Source organism: Amycolatopsis minnesotensis, from assembly GCF_039529815.1.
In the GTDB taxonomy this organism is placed as follows: Bacteria; Actinomycetota; Actinomycetes; order Mycobacteriales; family Pseudonocardiaceae; genus Amycolatopsis; species Amycolatopsis minnesotensis.
The window spans coordinates 294,644-314,244 of sequence record NZ_BAAANN010000006.1 but is presented as its reverse complement, the minus strand read 5'-3'; the positions used below and the strand labels follow the sequence as shown (position 1 = coordinate 314,244).

The following is a 19,601-nucleotide window of genomic DNA, read 5'->3' as shown; positions in this document are numbered from 1 at the left end:
TCGCGGCTTCACGCGGGCGGGGTAGCCCGTGCAGGATCGCCTGACGATTCTAGGCGACCGGCCCTCGACCACTGTCGGTCACCCTCGCCTGGTCCGCGCCCGGCGGCGCGTGGCGGGCCGCCATCGCGCTGCCGTAGAGGCACACCGCGGCGGCGGTGGCGAGGTTGAGGCTCTCCGCGCGGCCGTAGATGGGGATGCGCACACCGAGATCGGCGGCGGCGAGCACCTCGTGGCCGAGGCCGTGTGCCTCGTTGCCGAACACCCACGCGGTGGGCACGGACAGGTCGGCCTCGGTCAGGTCCGTGTCGGCGTAGCCGTGCGCGGCGAGGATCTGGAACCCGGCCTCGCGGCAGGCTTCCAGCACGGACGCGGTGTCCCTGCTACGCGCGAGGGGGAGGTGGAACAGGCTGCCTGCCGAGGCCCGGACGCATTTGCCGTTGTGCGGGTCGACGCTGGTGCCTGCCAGCACGACGGCGGAGGCGCCCGCGGCGTCGGCGACGCGGATCACGGTGCCCGCGTTGCCGGGGTCGGACACCCCGTCGAGCACCGCGACGAGCCCGGCCGCACCGGCCAGTACCGTCTCGAGTGGACGGTCGACGAGCGCGCAGACCGCCACGACGCCCTGCGGGGTCACGGTTTCGGCGAGTGCCGCGGCCGCGCGGTCGGTGACCGGCGAGACGGGCACCCGGAGTTCACGTGCCCGTGCGATGAGATCGGGGTACTGGGTGACGGCGCGTTCGGTGACGAACAGCTCGTGCACGAAGCCCGGTTCACCCGAGGCGCGGACGAGCGCCCGCTCGACCGCGTTGGTGCCCTCCGCGAGAAAACGGCCCGCCTTCTCGCGGTCGGCCCTGCGGGTAAGGCGCCGCGCAGCGACAACCCGGGGGGTCCGTTCGGTGAACGGATCCGCCCCGGGTTGTCCGAGCGCGTCGTGGACCACGCCGGTGATCAGGCCGACTTCTTCTCTTCGCCGGTCGTCACGTTCTGCTTCGCCAGCTCCGCGAGCGCGGTGAAGGCGGCGGCGTCGTTGACGGCGAGGTCGGCGAGGATCTTGCGGTCGACCTCGACACCGGCGGCCTTGATGCCCTGGATGAACCGGTTGTAGGTGACGCCGTTGGCGCGGGCCGCCGCGTTGATGCGGGTGATCCACAGCTGGCGGAAGTCACCCTTGCGGGCACGACGGTCCCGGTAGGCGTAGTTGAGCGAGTGGAGCGTCTGCTCCTTGGCCTTGCGGTACAGCCGCGAACGCTGGCCGCGGTACCCGCTGGCCAGTTCGAGAGTTGCGCGACGCTTCTTCTGGGCGTTTACCGCCCGCTTGACGCGTGCCACGGGTCCATCCTGTCGATCTCAGGGGGCGAGAACACCCCGGTGGTTACTGCAAGTCGGAAAGGTCAGCGCCCGAGCAGGCGCTTCAGGCGGGGCACGTCGTTGGCAGCGACCTCGGTGGTGCCCTCGAGCCTGCGGGTGACCTTGCTGGCCTTCTTCTCCATCAGGTGGCGGCGGCCCGCCTTCTGACGGCGCAGCTTGCCACTGCCGGTGACGCGGATCCGCTTGGACGTCCCGCTGTGCGTCTTCATCTTGGGCATAGTTGTCCTCATTTCCTGCGGCGGCACCCGGGATCCCGGGTGCCGCTGACTGCTGCGTCGGGTGGCCGGCGTCAGGACTCGACGGGTTCCTGGGTCGCCTTCGGCTTCGCCTTCAGGTTCTTGTGCGGCGCCAGCACCATGATCATGTTCCGGCCGTCCTGCTTCGGCGACGACTCGACGAAGCCGAGCTCGGTCACGTCGTCCGCGAGCTTCTGCAGCAGGCGGAACCCGAGTTCGGGACGGGACTGCTCGCGCCCGCGGAACATGATGGTCACCTTGACCTTGTTGCCCGCTGCGAGGAATCGGGACACGTGGCCCTTTTTCGTCTCGTAGTCGTGCTGGTCGATCTTGGGACGCAGCTTCTGTTCCTTGATGACGGTGAGCTGCTGGTTCCGGCGAGACTCACGCGCCTTCTGCGCGCTTTCGTACTTGAACTTGCCGAAGTCCATGAGCTTGCACACCGGCGGCCGCGCCTGGGGGGCGACCTCGACGAGGTCGAGATCCGCTTCCTGGGCGAGCCGGAGCGCGTCTTCGATGCGGACGATGCCGACCTGCTCACCATTGGGTCCGACAAGGCGGACCTCGGGAACGCGGATGCGCTCGTTGATGCGCGTCTCGGAGCTGATGGGGCCTCCTTGGTCCGAGGAATACTGTCTTTGCGCGCCCTTCCCCGTGGAAAGGTGCGCTCGTTTCTCGACCTGGTGCCCACATACCGCGGGCCCCGTCGCGAGCAACGATGTGCTCGCACGCGGGGCCCAGTTTCCGATCACGTCCGGGTGCGATGACCCGGGCGCTTCGCCCGATGTGCTTCGGCATGACCGACGCCCACCGTGGTGGCGAGACCGGACCCGGCCGCCTGGAAGATCAGCGGCGACTCGGGTGGGAGCGGGGCTCCACTTGCGGCCCCCGATTGCTCGGGGGCTGGTCGCACGTGGAAGGGTACCAGACGTGCCGGAGAACGCTTTTACCCAGCCCGAAAATTCCCCTGGCGACACCGGGGGCGCCGAACCGCCGGTTCGCGAACTCGAGGACATCCCCAGTGTAGAGGTGATCAGCAGGGCCGCGGTGATGCTGATGTCGGCCGCCGCGGAACGCCTCGGCCTCGCCGACCCGGACCCGGACTCGAGCCCCCGGCGCGATCTCGACGAGGCACGCCGCCTGATCACCGCACTGGCCGGGCTGGTCACGTCCTCCGCCGAGTACCTCGGCCTGCACGCGGGCCCGTTGCGCGACGGTCTGCAGTCGCTGCAGAAGGCGTTCCGCGAAGCGTCCGCGGTGCCCGACGAGCCGGGCAAGGGCCCCGGCGAGAAGTACACCGGCCCCGTCTACTGACCCCTCCCCCGGCGGAGCTCCCTTCCGCCGAGGCTTTCCGTCAACTAACATTTCAGATGTGAGTTCACTTCAGCCGGTGCCCCGCACCCTGCTGCGCGACGAGGCGTACGAGCGGATCCGCGCCGCCATCGTCGAAGGCGAGCTGCCTCCCGGTGCCCCGCTGCGCGACGGCGAACTGGCCGCCGAGCTGGGGCTGTCCCGCGCGCCGGTGCGGCAGGCGCTGACCAGGCTCGTCGGCGAAGGGCTCGCCGAGTCGAAGCCGCAGAGCTACACGCGGGTGGCGCCCGCGGTCAGCGATGACGTCCGCGACGCGCTGCACCTGGTGCGCGCGCTGCACGAGTTCGCGGTCCGCGCCGCACTGCCGAGGCTGGGCGCGGCCGAGATCGCCGGGATGCGCGCCGCGAACGCCGAGTTCGCCGAAGCGGTCGCGAACGGCGATGTCGCCGCCGCGATCGCCGCCGACGACGAGCTGCACGGCATCCCGGTCCGCGCCTGCGGCAACCGCGCCGTCGCGGACACGCTCGCGCGCTACACGCCGTTGCTGCGCAGGCTGGAGCGGACGCGGTTCGCCAGCCTGCCCGCACGGCGATCGGTGCGCAGGCACGACGAGCTGATCGACGCGATCGCCGCCGCCGACACGGCCGGGGCGGCACGCGTCGCAGGCGAGATCTGGGCGGAGCTGGAACCGTTGCTGGACACCGAAAAAGGAGCGTCATGACCGCACTGGCCGCGTTCGAGCGGTACCCGTTGCTGTTCGGCCACTCCCCCGTGCACCCGCTGACGAGGCTGACCGAGCACCTCGGCGGCGCCGAGGTGTGGGCGAAGCGCGAGGACGTCAACTCGCCGCTGGCGTTCGGCGGCAACAAGACGCGCAAGCTCGAGTACCTCGTCGCCGACGCGCTGGCGACCGGGGCGGACACGCTGGTCTCGATCGGCGGCGTGCAGTCCAACCACACCCGGCAGGTCGCGGCGGCCGCGACGCGGGCGGGCCTGAAGGCGGTGCTGGTGCAGGAGCGCTGGGTCGACCGCGACGACGGCGAGTACGCCGAGGTCGGGAACCTCCAGCTGTCCCGGATGCTCGGCGCCGGGATCAGGACGAACGACGCCGCGTTCGGCATCGGGTACAAGCGGGGCTGGGAGGAGGCGATCGCCGACGTCGAACGCGCGGGCGGCCGTCCCTACGCGATCCCGGCCGGCGCCTCGGACCACCGGCTGGGCGGGCTCGGCTTCGCCAACTGGATCTTCGAACTCGAAGAGCAGGAACGGGAGCTGGGCGTCTTCTTCGACACCGTGGTGGTGTGCTCGGTGACCGGCAGCACCCAGGCGGGCATGATCGCGGGCGCCGCGCTGTCCGGAAAGGACCGGCGAATCCTCGGTGTCGACGCTTCGGCGAAGCCGGAGCAGACCCGCGCACAGGTCGCGAGGATCGCCAGCGACACCGCGAAACTGATCGGGGTGAAGCGCGCTCTGGGAGTGTCCGATGTGGAACTCGACGAGCGGTACCACGCCGGCACCTACGGCGTGCCCGGCGAGTCCACAATGGAGGCCATGCGGACGTTCGCGCGAACCGAGGGCGTGATCACGGACCCGGTGTACGAAGGGAAGTCCGCGGCAGCGCTGATCGATCTCGTGGCACGGCACGAGATCGAGCCGGGTTCGAAGGTGCTCTACGCCCACCTCGGCGGGCAACCCGCGCTGAGCGCCTACCGCGAACTCCCCTTCTGAAACGTCAGTCGCCGACTACGGCGAGGACGTCGATCTCGACCAGGAGCGGGGCGGGCAGGCCGACGTAGACGGTGGTGCGCGCCGAGTAGGGCTCGGACACCAGCGTGTTGTAGACCTCGTTGAACTCGGCGAAGTGCGCGGTGTCGGTCAGGTACACGCGCACCATGATCGCGTCGTCGATGCTCGCACCCGCCTCGGCGAGGATGGTCTCGATGTTCTTGAACGTCTGCCGCGTCTGGTCCGCGACGTTCTCGCCGACGACGTCGCCCGTCTTCGGGTCGAACGCGACCTGGCCTGCCACCTGCACGAGGTTGCCCTTGCGAACCGCCTGCGAGAACGCGGCGACCGGCTTGGGGGCCGCCTCCGTGCTGATCGCGACCTTAGCCATCGTCATCCCCTTTCACTGCTGTTCTTGTTGACACTGCGCTGTTTCGTCCAGCCGTTCCGGACGGACGCCTCCTCCGCCGCGGCGACGAGATCGGGTACCAGGGCGAGCAGCCCGTCGAAGTCCAGCAGGACCTTCGGTACCGAAACCGACACCGCGGCCTCCACGCCACCGAGTGCGCCGCGGACCGGGGCCGCGACGCAGTGGATGAAGTCTTCGTGTTCGGCGTTGTCCACCGCGTACCCGCGCTCGGCGACGAGTTCGAGTTCCGCGAGGTAGGCCCTCGCCGTGGTGATCGTGTTGCCGGTCTTGGCCTCGTAGTCGAGCGACCCGGCGAGTTCCGCGCGGCGGGCCGGCGCCAGGTCGGCGGCCAGCACCTTGCCGACGGCGGTGCAGTGCAGCGGCGCGCGCTTGCCGACGCGCGAGTACATCCGCACCGAGTGCCGGCCCTCGTACTTGTCGATGTAGACGACCTCGCCGTCCTCGAAGCTGGCCAGGTGCACGGTGTGCCCGGTGCGGTCGTTGAGCGCGGCCAGCGCGGGCCCGGCGGCCTCGCGGACGTCGCGGTCTTCGAGCGCCTGGTTCGCCAGGTCGAACAGCGCACTGCCGAGCCGGTAGTGCCGGGTGCCCTCGCGCAGCACGAAGTGGTGCGACTCGAGCGTGCGCAGCAGGCGCAGCACCGTCGACTTGTGCACGCCAGCGGATTCGGCGAGCTGGTCGAGCGTCTTGGCCCCGGTGGCGAGCTCGGCCATCAGGGTCAGCGCGCGGTCGAGGCTCTGGCTCACCGGCGCACCATCCCGTCGCCGGTCAGCCTCGCCGCGCTCCACGTCGCCGTGTCGGCGTCGATGAGCCCGGCGACGACCTCGGGCGGCAGCGGCGGGGCGACGTCGTCGTGGGTGCGCAGGGTGACGGCGGCCTGGAGGTGCCCGCTGCGCAGGCGGGTGCGCGGATCGTCACCGCGCAGGGTGGCGGCGAGGAACCCGGCGGCGAAGGCGTCACCGGCACCGACGGGTTCGACGACGTCGACGGACAGCGCGGGTGCGAAGACGGCGCCGGCGTCCGTTCCGTCGGCGCCGCGTTCGATGAGGGTGGCGCCGCGTTCTCCGTGCTTGACCACGAGCGTCGGCGGGTCCGGCAGGAGTTCGCGCAGCCCGGCCGGGTCAGCGACGCCCCAGACAGCGGCGGCTTCGTCATCGCCGACGAGCACGACGTCGGCCAGGTTGGCGAATTCGGCGAGCACGGCGGGATCACGGCCCTGCCAGAGCCGGGGCCGCCAGTTGACGTCGAAGGAGATCCGTGCGCCGCCCCTCGGCGCGGTGAGCAGCGCGCGGACGAGTTCGCGGCAGCTTTCCGAGAGCGCGACGGTGATCCCGCTCAGGTGGATGAAGTCGGCGCCGGCGAGATCGAGTTCGCCGAGCAGGTCCGGGCCCATCGCCGAGGCAGCCGACCCGGTGCGGTAGTAGCGCACCGGGCTGCCCTGCGCGCCGCTTTCCTTGACGTAGAGCCCGGTCGGGCGCGCCGGGTCGATCGCGACCGCGCGCACGTCCACCCCGGCGGCACCGATCTCGTCGCGCAGCGCGCGGCCGAACGGGTCGTCGCCGACGGCGCTGACCCATGCGCTGCGCACGCCGAGCGCCGCGAGGTTGCAGGCCACATTGGACTCGGCGCCACCGATGGTCCGCTTCCACGTGCGGACCTCGTGCGGGAGGCCCGGTTCGCCGGGCACGAACAGCGCCATCGACTCCCCGATACACAGCACCTTTGGCACATCCGCCCCTTCAGCTCAGCGTTGACCAGCCGCGAACCGGATGCTACACCTATGGCACTCAAAATGCGCAACATGCGTTGCACCACACGCAACGGAGCTGAGCCTGTGTCCTCACCCCGGGTTTCCCCGCCCTCCCGCACCGCGGGCGCGATCGATCACGCGGCAGTCCACGCGCTCTTGGACGAGCGGCTCGACTGGCGGTTCAAATCGGTGCCCGACGCGCTGTGGGGACTCTCCCTGACCGAGGCCGCCGAGCGAAACCCCCGTTTGTTCGAATCCGCGCCCGGCGAGGGTGACGGTTTCGTCGGCCCGTTCGCGGTGCTCGACGACGACGCGGTCGAGCACAACCTGCGCACGCTCGCGGACTGGTGCGCGCGGCACGGCGTCGTGCTCGCACCGCACGGGAAGACGACGATGGCGCCGCAACTGTTCGCGCGCCAGCTCGACCACGGCGCGTGGGGCATCACCGCGGCGAACACCGGGCAGCTCCGGGTGTACCGCGCGTTCGGCGTGTCACGGGTGGTGCTGGCGAACCAGCTACTCGATCCGGCCGGGCTGCGCTGGGTGGCCGCGGAGCTGGACCGCGACGCCGGATTCGACTTCACCTGCTGGGTCGATTCGGTCCGCGGGGTCGAGCTGATGACGGAGGCCCTGGTGGCCGCGGGTGCGCGGCGGCAGGTCGACGTGCTCGTCGAACTCGGCGGTGCGCACGGGCGCACCGGCGCCCGCGACGACGAGGTCGCGCTGGCGATCGCCGAGGCCGCGCGCCGGAGCCCGGCGGTGCGGCTCGCCGGAGTCGGCGGCTACGAGGGCGCGCTCGCACACGACTCATCGGAAACCGCGCGGTCCACTGTGGACGCCTATCTCGATCGCGTGCGCGCGTTCACGATCTTCCTTGCCCGGCAAGGGTTCTTCGACGGCCGGATCATGGTGACCGCGGGCGGCAGCGCCTACTTCGACCAGGTGGCCGCCGGGATCGCGACCGGCTGGCCGGACGACGTCGAGGTGCTGCCGGTGTTGCGCAGCGGCGCGTACGTCACCCACGACGACGGCTTCTACCGCGGGATCTCGCCACTCGGCGGCACGCCGCGGATCGACGACGCGTCGCCGCTGCGCCCCGCGCTGCGGGTGTGGGCGCAGGTGACCTCGCGGCCCACCGACGAGCTGGCGCTGCTCACGATGGGCAAGCGGGACGCGTCGTTCGACGAGGGTATGCCGGAGCCGCAGGTGCTGCGACGGCCCGGCGAGGCACCGCAGCCCCTCGACGGGCACGAGGTCACCGCGATGAACGACCAGCACGCGTTCCTGAAGCTGCCGGGGTCCTCGTCGGTCGAGGTCGGCGACTGGGTCGGGCTCGGGCTTTCGCACCCGTGCACGGTGTTCGACAAGTGGGCGCTGCTGCCGCTCGTCGCCGCCGACGGCGAGACCGTCACCGGCTTCGTCCGCACTTACTTCTAGGAGGCGGGCCATGGATCTGCTCCTGCGGGGCGCGACGATCGTCGACGGCACCGGCGAACCGGCGCGGCGCGGTGACGTCGCCGTGCACGAGGGCCGGATCGCGGCGATCACCGAGTCCGGCACCGGCACCGCGGCGCGCGTGCTCGACGCGGGCGATCTGGTGCTGGCGCCCGGGTTCATCGACATGCACGCCCATTCGGACCTGCAGATCCTGGCGAACCCGGACCACCTCGCGAAGGTGTCGCAGGGGGTCACCTCCGAGGTGCTCGGGCAGGACGGGCTTTCCTACGCCCCCGTCGACGACGAGGTGCTCGCCGCGCTGCGCACCCAGCTCGCCGGCTGGAACGACGACCCGGCGGGGTTCGACTGGGACTGGCGCTCGGTCGGCGAGTACCTCGACCGGCTCGACCGCGGCATCGCGGTGAACGCCGCGTACCTGGTGCCGCAGGGCACGGTGCGCATGCTCGCGGTCGGCTGGGACGACCGGCCGGCCACGGAGTCCGAATTGGACCGGATGAAGGAACTCGTCGCGACGGGGCTGCGCGAAGGCGCCGCCGGGATGTCGTCGGGGCTCACCTACACGCCGGGCATGTACGCGAGCACCGAAGAACTCGTCGCGCTGTGCGAGGTCGTCGGCGCGCTCGGCGGGTTCTACAGCCCGCACCACCGCAGCTACGGCGCGGGCGCGCTGGAGGCGTTCGCCGAAATGGTGGACGTCTCGCGCCGCTCGGGCTGTCCGCTGCACCTGGCCCACGCGACGATGAACTTCTCCGTCAACAAGGGGAAGGCGCCGGATCTGCTGCGCCTGCTCGACGACGCGGCCGAGGACGGCTGCGACATCACGCTCGACACCTACCCGTACCTTCCCGGCGCCACCTACCTTTCCGCGCTCCTGCCGAGCTGGTCCGCGGAGGGCGGGCTCGACGCCACACTCGCCCGCCTGTCCGATGTGGATGATCGCGAGCGGATCAGGGTGGCGATCGAGGAAACCGGCTCCGACGGCGCGCACGGCGTGCCGATCGACTGGGACAGCATCGAAATCAACGGGGTGCGCGGCGCCGAGCGGGAGCACCTCGTCGGCCACAGTGTCGCCGAATCCGCACGGCGCCAAGGAGTTCCCGCGGCCGACCTGTTCTTCGACACGCTCATCGCCGAGCGCCTCGGCACGTCGTGCCTGATGCACGTCGGCCACGAGGAAAACGTCAGGGCGATCATGCGGCACCCCGCGCACACCGGCGGCAGCGACGGCCTGCTCGTCGGCACCCGCCCGCACCCCCGCGCGTGGGGCACGTTCCCGCGCTACCTCGGCCACTACGTGCGCGAACTCGGCGTGCTCGGCCTCGAAGACTGCGTCGCCCACCTGACCGGGCGCGCCGCGCGCAGGCTCCGGCTGCCCGACCGCGGCCTCGTCCGCGAAGGGTTCGCCGCCGATCTCGTGCTGTTCGACCCGGACACCGTCGCCGACACCTCGACCTTCGAGGAGCCGCGCCAGGCCGCGACCGGGATCCCGTACGTCTTCGTCAACGGTGTCGCCGCGATCGACGACGGCCGTCCCACCGGCACGCTCGCCGGTCATTCCCTGCGCAACCCCGGGAGAGCCCGATGATCCACTGGCTGCAGCATTCGACCGGCGGGCTGCTCACGCTCGCGGCGGTGTCCATCGCGGTGCTGCTCGTGCTGATCATCAAGACGAAGATGGAGCCGTTCATCGCGCTCATCGTGGTCAGCCTGCTCACCGCGCTGGCCGCGGGCGTCCCGGTCGGCACCCTCGTCGGCACCGCGCAGAAGACCTCGGACTCCTTGCTGGAGAAGGGTTTCGGCGGGATCCTCGGACACATCGCGGCGATCATCGGGCTCGGCACCCTGCTCGGTGCGATCCTCGAAAAGTCCGGCGGCGCGCGGGTGCTGACCTCGGCCCTGCTGCGCGCGTTCGGGGAGCGGCGGGCACCGCTCGCGATGGGCGTCGCGGGCCTGATCTTCGGCATCCCGGTGTTCTTCGACATCGGCATCTTCGTGCTCGCGCCGCTCGTGTACGTCGCCGCGAAGCAGGGCGGGCGTTCGCTGCTGCTGTACTGCCTGCCGCTGATCGCCGGGCTCTCGGTGACGCACGCGTTCCTGCCGCCGCACCCCGGTCCGGTCGCCGCGGCGGGCCTGCTGCACGTCGACCTCGGCTGGATCATCCTGATGGGCGCGCTGTGCGGGATCCCGGCGTGGTTCGTCGGCGGCGTGCTGTTCTCGACCTGGATCGGCAAGCGCATGCACGTCGACATCCCGGCCGAGATGATGGTCGAGGACGAAACGCTCGAAGAAGACGGGCAGGCGCCGCCGTCGCTCGGCCTGGTCGCCGCGATCATCGCGGTCCCGCTCGTGCTGATACTGGCGGGCACCTTCGGCAGCATCTGGCTGCCGAAGAACTCCGCGCTCGCCGGCGTCGCGAACTTCGTCGGCACGCCCGCGGTCGCGCTCACCGTCGCGGTGCTGCTGGCGTCGTGGCTGCTCGGGCACCGGCGCGGGATGGGCGGCAAGGAGTTGTCGGAACTGTCCGCGAACGCACTGCGGCCGGTCGCGATGATCCTGCTGGTGGTGGGTGCGGGCGCGTTCTTCGGCGCGGTGCTCTCGGCCACCGGCATCGGCAAGGCGGTCGCCGGTTCGCTCGGTGACGCCGGGCTGCCGGTGATCCTCGCGGCCTACGTGATCAGCTGCGGCATGCGGATCGCGCAGGGCTCGGCCACGGTCGCGATCGTGACCACGAGCGGGATCGTCGCGCCGACCGTCGCCGAACTCGGCTACTCGCAGGCGCAGCTCGCCCTCATCGTGGTGGCGATCTCGGCCGGCTCGATCATCGCCTCGCACGTCAACGACGGCGGGTTCTGGATCGTCTCGCGCTACTTCGGGATGTCCGTCGCGAAAACCCTCAAGACCTGGACGGTGCTGGAAACGATCCTGTCGCTGTCCGGATTCGGCGTCGCCGCACTGGTGATGGCCTTCTTGTAGGACACGATAAGGAGTCTGAACCCATGGCAGAACTTCCTCGTCGCCTCTTCCTCGGCGCGGCCGGTGCCGTCGCGGCCGTCGGCGCCGCGAGCCTGGCGGGCCTCAGCCCCGCGCAGGCCGCGCGGTGCAAGGACGGCCGGGTCTTCTACGTCGGCAGCTACACCAGCCCCGGCGCGCCGGTCGGGCGCGGGCTGGACGTGGCGACGGCGTCGAACGGCCCCGCGCTCACACTCGACCACACCGTCGGCGGCGTGCCGGACGCGTCGTGGTTCGCCTTCTCCCCCGACGGCAGGACCCTGTTCTCCACCAACGAAGGCGATCCGAACGGCAACGTCACCTCGCTGGACGTCAAGGATCCCGCCAAGCCCCGCAAGATCAGCACCCAGCCCAGCCGCGGGTCGGCACCGACCCACCTGTGCGTGCACCCGAGCGGCCGCTACCTGCTGACCGCGAACTACGGCACCGGCAGCGTCGTGGTGCACCCCATCGGGCGCGACGGCAAGCTCGGTGCTTCGACGGATCTCGTGGTGCACCACGGCGCCGAACGCGCCGCGCACGCCCACCAGGTCGTCGTCGACCCGAGTGGCCGGTGGGTGCTGGCCGTCGACCTCGGCGCGGACTCGGTGTACGTGTACTCGCTGGACTTGAAGACCGGGAAGCTGAAGCAGAACCAGCAACTCAAGCTGCCTTCCGGCGCGGGTCCACGGCACCTCGCCTTCCATCCCGGTGGCCGGTTCGCTTACATAGCACAGGAACTGCGGCCGGAGGTCACCGTCGCGACGTGGGACGCAGCCGCGGGCAAGCTCACCGCGTCCTCGGTGGTGCCCGCCGTCGACGCCTCCTCGCCGGGGCCGAACTACCCCGGCGAGATCGAGGTGTCGGCCGACGGGCGGTTCGCGTACGTGTCGGTGCGCGGGGAAAACACCGTCGCGACGTTCACGGTCAAGGGTGGTGGAAGCGCGCTCGAACGGCTCGGCACCAACGCCACCGCGGGCGGCGACTGGCCACGGCACCTCGTGCTGGACCCGGGGCAGCGCGGGGCGTACGTGTCGAACCAGCGCTCGGGCACGGTCACCTGGCTGCCACGGGACGCCGCGTCCGGGAAGCTCGGTGCGCCGCAAGGCGTCTTCTCGGTGCCGTCGGTGGCCACGGTGGCTTTTCGGTGACGGGCTAGGAGATCTGCTGGTCTAGACCCTTGTGCGGAATGGACGGTCCTTCTAAGCTCTGTTGCTAATAGCACAATCTGCATTGCATGGATTGCAACAGAACTACGGACATATCGGAGATTCTTATGAGAATCCGTCGTCCCCTCCTCGCCGTGTCGCTCGGTTTGTCGATCGTCACCGTCCTCGCCGCGTGCGCCCCGACCCAGTCGGGGCCCGCCGGTGCGGGCGGTGACGAGAAGACCGGCACACTCCGGGTCTGGCTGTTCGACGAGGCCACCAGGGCGCCGAAGGAGGCGACGGTGTCCGAGGCCGTCGCCGAGTTCAAGGCGAGCCATCCCGGCGTCGAGGTCGACGTGCAGTGGATCCCGGTCGAAGGAAGGGCGGACCGGTTCTCGGGCGCCTTCAACGACCCGAACAACGCGCCCGACGTGGCCGAGTTCGGCAACACCGATGTCGCGGCCTACGCGAAGACCGGTGCGCTCGCCGACCTTTCCGGTGACCTGAAGTCCTGGAAGGAGGGCGCCGACCTCGTTCCGTCCGTTGTGGACACCGCGAAGGCGGACGGCAAGGTCTACGGGCTGCCGTGGTTCACCGGCATCCGCGCGCTGTACTACCGCACCGACGTGTTCACCGAGCTGAACCTGAAGCCACCGGCGACACTCGCCGAACTGGCCGACACCGCGCGCCGGATCCGTGCCGCGAAGCCGGACCTGTACGGGATTTCCGTCGGCGGCAAGTACACCTACGCGATGCTGCCCTACCTGTGGGCGCAGGGCGGCGAGCTGGCGAAGCAGGACGGCGGGAAGTGGACGTCCTCGATCACCTCGCCGGAGGCGAAGGCGGGTGTGGATGCCTACGCGAAGCTGATCAAGGAAGACATCTGCCCGCCGCAGCAGTGCGGCAACTTCACCGGGACGCAGAGTGTGCAGGCGTTCGCCGGTGGCAAGGCCGCGATGACGATCGGCGGCGACTTCAACCGCAAGGCCGTCGAAGCCGGTGCCGCGAAGGGCAAGTACGCGGTGGTGCCGCTGCCGGGCGCCAAACCGGGTTCGGTCGCACCCGCGTTCGCGGGTGGCAACCTGCTCGGCGTGTTCGGCGCCAGCAAGCGGCGCGGGCTTTCGGTGGAGTTCGCCGAACTGCTCGGCAGCGCGAAGTACCAGACCAAGATGTACTCCGCGATGGGCAACCTGCCCACGCTCGCCAGCGTGCAGCAGCAGCTGTCCGCACAGGACGCTTCGCTGAAGCCGTTCGTCGACACGCTCAAGGCGGGCACCCGGTTCGTCCCGGCGAGCCCGGCGTGGTCCCGCATCGACGCGCAGAACATCCTGCCGACCGCGATCCAGCAGATCGCCACCGGTGAGCAGAACGTGGACGCCGCGCTACAGGGCGCGGCGGACAAGATGAACACCGCGTTCGGCGGCTGAGCATGGCCCTGCTCGCACCGTCCAAACCGTCCACTTCGGACCATGGACGACGCCGCGCCCGCCCGTCCCGTCGCGGGGACGGGCGGGCCGCGGCGCTCTACCTCGCACCGGCGGCGATCCTGCTGCTCGGGGTGCTCGCCTACCCGATCTACCAGCTGGTGCTGATCTCGGTCTACGACTACGGGCAGGCCGAGGCCGCCGGCGCCGCGCCGCTGGTGTTCATCGGCCTGCACAACTACACCGACCTGCTGGCGAACAGTGCCTTCTGGACGGTGCTGGCGAAGACGATCGGCTTCGCCGCGGTGTGCGTCATCGGCAGCCTCGTGCTCGGCACGGTGCTGGCGATGCTCGCGAGCCGGGTGCGGCCGTGGGCGCGGACGGTGCTGTTCCTCGCCGCGCTCGGCGCGTGGGCCACCCCGGCGGTGGCGGGCTCCTACATCTGGCTCTTCCTGTTCGACGCGGACTTCGGGCTCGTGAACAAGGTGCTGTCCGGCATCGGCTTCACCGCGATGGAACAGCACTCGTGGACCTACGACACCTACGGCACGTTCGGGCTCGTCGCGCTCGAAGTGATCTGGTGCTCGTTCCCGTTCGTCCTGGTCACCATGTACGCCGGGATCAAGGCGATCCCGGAAGAGGTGCTCGAAGCCGCTTCGCTCGACGGCGCGTCGACGCCGAGGACGGCCACCGCGATCGTGCTCCCGATGCTGCGGCCGGTGCTGATGATCGCGACCGTGCAGTCGATCATCTGGGACTTCAAGGTGTTCACCCAGATCTACGTGATGACCAACGGCGGCGGGCTCGCCGGGCGGAACCTGGTGCTCAACGTCTACGCCTACCAGCAGGCGTTCGCGGGATCGCAGTACGGGCTCGGCGCGGCGATCGGCGTGGTGATGACGCTGATCCTGATGTCGATCACCGGGCTCTACGTGCGTTCGCAGAAACGGGAAGCGGGGTTGGTGTGAGCACGCTCGTCCGCACCCGGAAACGGCGGCACCACGGCAGGACGGTCGCCGAGATCGTCACCGTGGTGATCGCCGCGGTGATCGCGTTCCCGCTGTACTGGATGGTGCTCACCGCGCTCAAACCCGCGGGCGAGATCCAGTCGGCGAGCCCGGCACCGTGGACGCTCGCGCCCACCTTCGACAGCTTCCGCCGCGTGCTCACCGTGTCCGGGTTCGGCGGGTACTTCCTCAACAGCGTGCTGGTGGCCGTCGTCGTGGTCGCGCTGTCACTGCTGCTGTCGTTCCTGTCCGCGGTCGCGCTGACCCGCTTCCGGTTCCGCGGCCGGACCGTGCTGCTGGTGATGCTGCTCGTCGCGCAGATGGTGCCGGTGGAAGCGCTGACGATCCCGCTGTTCTTCCTGATGCGCTCGATCGGCGGCGCCGTTCCCGCGTTCGGGTTGAACCAGCTTGGCTCGCTGGTGCTGGTGCACCTCGCGTTCAGCCTCCCGTTCGCGATCTGGATGCTGCGCGGGTTCGTCGCCGCGGTACCGGTGGAGCTGGAGGAAGCGGCCACTGTGGACGGTGCGAGCCGGTTCCGGTTCGTGTGGCAGATCCTGTTCCCGCTCGTCGCGCCGGGTCTGGTCGCGACCAGTGTGCTCGCGTTCATCCACGCCTGGAACGACTTCCTGTTCGCGAAGACGTTCATCATCTCCCAGACCGAGAACCAGACGTTGCCGCAGGCGATGCTGGTGTTCTTCAAACCGGAGGAGAACGACTGGGGCGCGATCATGGCGTCATCGACGCTGATGACCATCCCGGTGCTGATCTTCTTCGTTCTGGTGCAACGGAAACTGGTGTCCGGGATGGCCGGCGCCGTGAAAGGTTGAGATACATGCCAGGATTCGAGTCGCTGCTCCCCCGGCCCGTTTCCGCGACCGCGACGGGCGGCTCGCGCCCGTGGCCCGCCGAAGTCGAAGTCGAGAACTCCGACGCGGTCCCGGCCGAGGGCTACCGCCTCGACATCTCCGAATCGAGGATCCGGATCACCGCGTCGGACGACTCCGGGGTGCGCTACGCCCGCGAAACCCTGCGACAGCTCGTGGGGCCGTCCGCGTTCCGCGTCGCGAACGTCCACTCCGGACCGTTGACCGTCCCTTGTGGAACCGTCGTGGACGAGCCGAGGTTCGGCTGGCGCGGCTGCCTGCTGGACGTGGCGCGGAACTTCCGCACCAAGGCCGAGGTGCTCCGGTTCACCGATCTGCTCGCCGCGCACAAGCTCAACGTGCTGCACCTGCACCTGACCGATGACCAGGGCTGGCGGCTGGAGGTGCCGCGTTTCCCGAAGCTCACCGAAATCGGGGCGTGGCGGCGGGGCTCGATGGTCGGCAGGCACGACGGGCCCGAGCGCGACGGCAGGCCGCACGGCGGCTTCTACCGCACCGACGACCTGCGCGAGATCGTCGCCTACGCGGCCGAGCGGGGCATCACGGTGGTGCCGGAGGTCGACGTGCCGGGACACGTGACCGCCGCGCTGACCGCCTATCCCGAACTGGGCGCGGAGAACAGCGCGCGCGAGGTGTGGACGTCGTGGGGCGTCAACGACGACATCCTCGACCCGTCCGAGTCCACATTGGAGTTCTTCCGCGCGGTGTTCGACGAGGTGCTGGCCGTGTTCCCGTCGGAGGTCATCGCGATCGGCGGCGACGAGGTACCCGGTGCGACCGAGCGGCACGGGACCTTCCTCATCAAGCTGGCGGAGTACCTGCACGGGCACGGGCGCCGCGCGCTCGGCTGGGACGAGATGCTCGACGCGGGCACGCTCCCCGCGCCCACGATCATCGGCTCGTGGCGTGGCGAAGAAGCGGGCGCGCGGGCCGCGGCGGCGGGACTGGACGTGGTGATGTGCCCGGAGCAGTACGTCTACCTCAACCACCGCGAGTCCGACCACCCCGACGAACCGATCCCGGTGGGCTTCCTGAACACGGTCGAGGACTTCTACGCCTACGAGCCGCTGCCGCCGGGCCTGCCGGAGGACGCCCGGCACCGGGTGCTCGGCGCGCAGGCCCAGGTGTGGAGCGAGCACCTCGACTCGGTCCGGCGCGTCGACTACGCCACTTTCCCCCGGCTGTGCGCGTTCAGCGAGGTCGTGTGGAGCCCCGCCGGCGGCCGCGACACCGCGGAGTTCACCGAACGCCTGCGCACGCACCACCTGCCGCGGCTGGACGCGCTCGGGGTCGAATACCGCCCGCTCGACGGCCCGCTGCCGTGGCAGACGCGTCCCGGTGTCCCCGGCCGCCCGCTCTGAAGGGAGCCTCCGGGGAATCTGGTGCCGCGAAGGGCACCTTCAGGGCATGCGGGGCACCCACGGCCGCGGATATGGCGGGTTCGTGCGCCGGATCGTATCCGGCAGGTGCCGGTCGAACCGATGTGCTTCCTCACCGTTCCCTTTGCCGGAGTCCCTTTTTCACGCGATCGCGCGATACCAGACTTCGGGCCGCCCGACCTGCCCGTACCGCGGTTCCCTCGCGGCGAGCCCGTTGTCGGCGAGGTATTCGAGATAGCGCCGCGCGGTCACCCTCGACACGCCGGTTCCGGCCGCCGCGGCACCGGCGGAAAGCCCGTCCTCGGCGGATTTCAGCGCGCCGCGAATCGCGTCGAGCGTTTCCTCGCTCATTCCCTTCGGCAGCACGGCCCGTTCGGAGGTCCGCAGTACGGCGAACGCCCGGTCGATATCGCCCTGATCCGCCGCTTCGCCCGTTTTCCCGACGGTGCGGTGGAATCGCGCGTATTGATCGAGCTTTTCCCGGAACGACGCGAACGTGAACGGCTTGAGCAGGTACTGCACCACGCCGGAGGACACCGCGGCCTTCACCACCGCGAGATCGCGTGCCGAGGTCACCGCGATCACGTCGGCCGTGCTGCCCGCGGCCCGCAGCGCGCGGCACACCGCGAGCCCGTGCCCGTCCGGCAGGTAGAAGTCGAGCAGCACCAGGTCCACCGGCGTGCGCTCGCAGAACCGCAGCGCCTCGCCGCCCGAGTGCACCACACCGGCGACCTCGAACCCCGGCAGCCGCGTGACGTACTCGCGGTGCGCCTGCGCGGCGACCGGGTCGTCCTCGACGACCAGAACCGAAATCACCCCGCGCTCCCTTCACCCGGCAACCGGACGGTGAAGACGGCACCGTCGACCTCGATCGTGCCACGGTGCCGCCGGACCACCTGCGCGGCGAGCGCGAGCCCGAGGCCGTGCCCCACCTCGCCGCCGCCCGGTTTCGTGGTCCAGCCTCGCCGGAACACGGCCCCTGCCGCGTCCGGGGGCACTCCGTCACCGGTGTCGCTGACCCGCATCAGCAGGCTCCCGCCATCGGGGCGGACGGTGACCGTGACCCTCGGCCGCCGTTTCGCCGCGGTCTCGATCGCCGCGTCGATCGCGTTGTCCACGAGGTTTCCGAGCACGGTCACCAGGTCGCGCGACGGGATCGCCACGGTGGCCTCCACCGTCGAATCCGGGGTGAGTTCGAGATCGGCACCGCGTTCGGCCGCCTCCGCCGCCTTGCCCAGCAGCAGCGCCGCGAGCACCGGCTCCTCGACCGCGCCCAGCACCCGGTCGGTCAGGTGCTGCGCGACCGCCAGCTCCTCGGTGGCGAACTCGACCGCGTCCACGGGCCGTCCCATCTCGACCAGCGACACGACGGTGTGCAGCCGGTTCGCGGACTCGTGCGCCTGTGAGCGCAGCGACTCGGCGAGTCCCCTGATCGTGGTCAGCTCGCCGGTCAGCGCCTGCAGCTCGGTGTGGTCCCGCAGGGTCACCACGGTGCCGCGCTCGCGGCCGTCCGAGCGCACCGGTTCGGTGTTGACCACCAGCACGCGCGTCTCGGTCACGTGGATCTCGTCGGTGCGGGGGCCGCTGACGAGCGACCGCGCGAGCGGCTCCGCGAGGCCGAGCCCTTCGACCGCACTGCCCGCCGGATCCTCGTCGAGCCCCAGCAGCTCGCGTCCGGCGTGGTTGCACAGCACGACGGTCCCGCCCGCGTCCACGAGCACCAGCCCCTCCCGCACGGTGTGCAGGATCGCTTCGTAGTAGCCGAACATCCCGGACAGTTCCGCCGGGGCGAACCCGCGCGTCTGCCGCCGCAGCCGCCTGCTCACCAGCAGGCTCCCGCCGATCCCGACGAGCAGCACCGCGCTCGCGACGATCACCAGCGGCGGCAGGCGCTCCCCCAGCTCCTGTGCGATCGCCTTGATCGTGATCCCGGCGCTGACCAGTGCGACCACGCGGTGGTCCTGATCGAACACCGGCACCACCGCGCGGACGGACTCGCCGAGCGTGCCGAGGTAGGTCTCGGTGAAGACCTTGCCCCGCAACGCTTCCTCGATGTTCCCGGCGAACCGCCGGCCGATCAGCGAGGGGGTGGGGTGGGTGTACCGGATGCCGCCGGTGTTCATGATCGTCACGAAGTCCACACCGGTGTCCGCGCGGACCTGCTCCGCGAACGGCTGCAGCGCACGGCTCGGATCCTCAGTGGACAGTGCGGAAAGGACGCTCGGCGTGTCCGCGATGGTGGCCGCCACCGTGGTCGCCTCGTCCCTCGACCGGTCCGTCACGGCTGTCCTCGCGTCGAAGTAGGCCAGCGCGAACCCCACGGCGACGAGCACCGCGACCCCGGCCGTCTGCACCACGAGCAGCTGGCCCGCCAGGCTGAAGCGCCGTCCGCGCGACCTTCGCGACTTCACCGTCATCGGTCCATACCAGCACACGAGCCGCCCGGCGGCTCGGCACCATCCGCGTGATCGACCGATGACACCGCGTGCGGCACGA

20 protein-coding genes are annotated in these 19,601 nt (G+C 70.5%); 11 read left to right on the top strand and 9 right to left on the bottom strand.

The window, feature by feature from the left end; all coding sequences use genetic code 11:
- Positions 1–49: 49 nt before the first annotated feature.
- From ABD256_RS10460 to infC, 4 genes are all read right to left on the bottom strand, one after another.
- The gene (locus ABD256_RS10460) at positions 50–940 is read right to left on the bottom strand and encodes a TrmH family RNA methyltransferase (RefSeq protein WP_344416141.1); all 891 of its coding nucleotides are present in this window, start codon (positions 938–940) and stop codon (positions 50–52) included.
- An 8-nt stretch (positions 941–948) separates the two neighbouring features.
- Positions 949–1,329 (bottom strand): 50S ribosomal protein L20, encoded by a 381-nt coding sequence (gene rplT / locus ABD256_RS10455; protein WP_215545750.1) that lies wholly within the window; start codon positions 1,327–1,329, stop codon positions 949–951.
- A 62-nt stretch (positions 1,330–1,391) separates the two neighbouring features.
- Positions 1,392–1,586 carry a 50S ribosomal protein L35 gene (gene rpmI, locus ABD256_RS10450; RefSeq protein ID WP_344416138.1) on the bottom strand — a complete coding sequence of 65 codons (195 nt, stop codon included), beginning with the start codon at positions 1,584–1,586 and terminating at the stop codon, positions 1,392–1,394.
- Between the two features lie 71 nt (positions 1,587–1,657).
- Complete coding sequence (infC, locus tag ABD256_RS10445; RefSeq protein WP_215549637.1) at positions 1,658–2,212, bottom strand: translation initiation factor IF-3; 555 nt, start codon at positions 2,210–2,212, stop codon at positions 1,658–1,660.
- 322 nt (positions 2,213–2,534) lie between these two features.
- Here infC and ABD256_RS10440 point away from each other — a divergent pair, with 322 nt between their 5' ends.
- Genes ABD256_RS10440 through ABD256_RS10430 form a run of 3 tightly spaced genes read left to right on the top strand, consistent with a single transcriptional unit; the run spans position 2,535 to position 4,643 of the window.
- Positions 2,535–2,918 (top strand): DUF1844 domain-containing protein, encoded by a 384-nt coding sequence (locus ABD256_RS10440; protein ID WP_425546420.1) that lies wholly within the window; start codon positions 2,535–2,537, stop codon positions 2,916–2,918.
- A 58-nt stretch (positions 2,919–2,976) separates the two neighbouring features.
- Positions 2,977–3,636 (top strand): GntR family transcriptional regulator, encoded by a 660-nt coding sequence (locus ABD256_RS10435; RefSeq protein WP_344416136.1) that lies wholly within the window; start codon positions 2,977–2,979, stop codon positions 3,634–3,636.
- Positions 3,633–4,643 carry a 1-aminocyclopropane-1-carboxylate deaminase gene (locus ABD256_RS10430; protein WP_344416134.1) on the top strand — a complete coding sequence of 337 codons (1,011 nt, stop codon included), beginning with the start codon at positions 3,633–3,635 and terminating at the stop codon, positions 4,641–4,643. Before ABD256_RS10435 ends, ABD256_RS10430 begins: the two co-directional genes overlap by 4 nt.
- 4 nt (positions 4,644–4,647) lie before the next feature.
- Here ABD256_RS10430 and ABD256_RS10425 read toward each other — a convergent pair whose 3' ends face one another.
- The 3 genes from ABD256_RS10425 to ABD256_RS10415 are packed head-to-tail and all read right to left on the bottom strand — an operon-like array spanning position 4,648 to position 6,787.
- The gene (locus ABD256_RS10425; protein WP_344416132.1) at positions 4,648–5,031 is read right to left on the bottom strand and encodes a RidA family protein; all 384 of its coding nucleotides are present in this window, start codon (positions 5,029–5,031) and stop codon (positions 4,648–4,650) included.
- A gap of 2 nt (positions 5,032–5,033) precedes the next feature.
- Positions 5,034–5,813, bottom strand: coding sequence for an IclR family transcriptional regulator (locus ABD256_RS10420; protein ID WP_344416130.1), 780 nt, complete (start codon positions 5,811–5,813; stop codon positions 5,034–5,036).
- On the bottom strand, positions 5,810–6,787 hold the full coding sequence (locus ABD256_RS10415) for a sugar kinase (RefSeq protein WP_344416207.1): 978 nt from the start codon (positions 6,785–6,787) through the stop codon (positions 5,810–5,812). The genes ABD256_RS10420 and ABD256_RS10415 overlap by 4 nt, the downstream gene beginning before the upstream one ends.
- Before the next feature lie 114 nt (positions 6,788–6,901).
- Between ABD256_RS10415 and ABD256_RS10410 the strand changes: the two genes are divergently transcribed.
- The 8 genes from ABD256_RS10410 to ABD256_RS10375 all read left to right on the top strand — a co-directional run bounded on the left by ABD256_RS10410 (position 6,902) and on the right by ABD256_RS10375 (position 17,087).
- Positions 6,902–8,254, top strand: a complete 1,353-nt coding sequence (locus ABD256_RS10410) for an amino acid deaminase (RefSeq protein WP_344416128.1) — start codon at positions 6,902–6,904, stop codon at positions 8,252–8,254.
- A 10-nt stretch (positions 8,255–8,264) separates the two neighbouring features.
- The gene (locus ABD256_RS10405; protein ID WP_344416125.1) at positions 8,265–9,860 is read left to right on the top strand and encodes an N-acyl-D-amino-acid deacylase family protein; all 1,596 of its coding nucleotides are present in this window, start codon (positions 8,265–8,267) and stop codon (positions 9,858–9,860) included.
- Positions 9,857–11,248 carry a GntP family permease gene (locus ABD256_RS10400; protein ID WP_344416123.1) on the top strand — a complete coding sequence of 464 codons (1,392 nt, stop codon included), beginning with the start codon at positions 9,857–9,859 and terminating at the stop codon, positions 11,246–11,248. The genes ABD256_RS10405 and ABD256_RS10400 overlap by 4 nt, the downstream gene beginning before the upstream one ends.
- Before the next feature lie 23 nt (positions 11,249–11,271).
- Complete coding sequence (locus tag ABD256_RS10395; protein ID WP_344416121.1) at positions 11,272–12,414, top strand: lactonase family protein; 1,143 nt, start codon at positions 11,272–11,274, stop codon at positions 12,412–12,414.
- A gap of 125 nt (positions 12,415–12,539) precedes the next feature.
- Complete coding sequence (locus ABD256_RS10390) at positions 12,540–13,838, top strand: extracellular solute-binding protein (RefSeq protein ID WP_344416118.1); 1,299 nt, start codon at positions 12,540–12,542, stop codon at positions 13,836–13,838.
- 2 nt (positions 13,839–13,840) lie between these two features.
- Positions 13,841–14,803, top strand: a complete 963-nt coding sequence (locus ABD256_RS10385) for a carbohydrate ABC transporter permease (protein ID WP_344416116.1) — start codon at positions 13,841–13,843, stop codon at positions 14,801–14,803.
- Positions 14,800–15,669 (top strand): carbohydrate ABC transporter permease, encoded by an 870-nt coding sequence (locus ABD256_RS10380; protein ID WP_344416113.1) that lies wholly within the window; start codon positions 14,800–14,802, stop codon positions 15,667–15,669. The genes ABD256_RS10385 and ABD256_RS10380 overlap by 4 nt, the downstream gene beginning before the upstream one ends.
- A 5-nt stretch (positions 15,670–15,674) precedes the next feature.
- A complete protein-coding gene (locus ABD256_RS10375) occupies positions 15,675–17,087 on the top strand; it encodes a beta-N-acetylhexosaminidase (RefSeq protein WP_344416111.1) in 1,413 nt (470 codons plus the stop codon).
- Between the two features lie 159 nt (positions 17,088–17,246).
- Here the strand turns inward: ABD256_RS10375 and ABD256_RS10370 are convergent, their stop codons facing one another.
- The gene (locus ABD256_RS10370; RefSeq protein ID WP_344416109.1) at positions 17,247–17,921 is read right to left on the bottom strand and encodes a response regulator; all 675 of its coding nucleotides are present in this window, start codon (positions 17,919–17,921) and stop codon (positions 17,247–17,249) included.
- Positions 17,918–19,522: an ATP-binding protein gene (locus tag ABD256_RS10365; protein ID WP_344416107.1), complete on the bottom strand. Its 1,605-nt coding sequence runs from the start codon at positions 19,520–19,522 to the stop codon at positions 17,918–17,920. The genes ABD256_RS10370 and ABD256_RS10365 overlap by 4 nt, the downstream gene beginning before the upstream one ends.
- Between the last annotated feature and the right edge of the window lie 79 nt (positions 19,523–19,601).

Excerpts from the sequence above, each read along its gene's own strand:
- rpmI (WP_344416138.1), bottom strand. The coding sequence starts at position 1,586 with ATGCCCAAGATGAAGACGCACAGCGGGACGTCCAAGCGGATCCGCGTC.
- ABD256_RS10430 (WP_344416134.1), top strand. The coding sequence starts at position 3,633 with ATGACCGCACTGGCCGCGTTCGAGCGGTACCCGTTGCTGTTCGGCCAC.
- ABD256_RS10425 (WP_344416132.1), bottom strand. The coding sequence starts at position 5,031 with ATGGCTAAGGTCGCGATCAGCACGGAGGCGGCCCCCAAGCCGGTCGCC.
- ABD256_RS10405 (WP_344416125.1), top strand. The coding sequence starts at position 8,265 with ATGGATCTGCTCCTGCGGGGCGCGACGATCGTCGACGGCACCGGCGAA.
- ABD256_RS10400 (WP_344416123.1), top strand. The coding sequence starts at position 9,857 with ATGATCCACTGGCTGCAGCATTCGACCGGCGGGCTGCTCACGCTCGCG.
- ABD256_RS10395 (WP_344416121.1), top strand. The coding sequence starts at position 11,272 with ATGGCAGAACTTCCTCGTCGCCTCTTCCTCGGCGCGGCCGGTGCCGTC.
- ABD256_RS10390 (WP_344416118.1), top strand. The coding sequence starts at position 12,540 with ATGAGAATCCGTCGTCCCCTCCTCGCCGTGTCGCTCGGTTTGTCGATC.
- ABD256_RS10385 (WP_344416116.1), top strand. The coding sequence starts at position 13,841 with ATGGCCCTGCTCGCACCGTCCAAACCGTCCACTTCGGACCATGGACGA.
- ABD256_RS10375 (WP_344416111.1), top strand. The coding sequence starts at position 15,675 with ATGCCAGGATTCGAGTCGCTGCTCCCCCGGCCCGTTTCCGCGACCGCG.
- ABD256_RS10365 (WP_344416107.1), bottom strand. The coding sequence starts at position 19,522 with ATGACGGTGAAGTCGCGAAGGTCGCGCGGACGGCGCTTCAGCCTGGCG.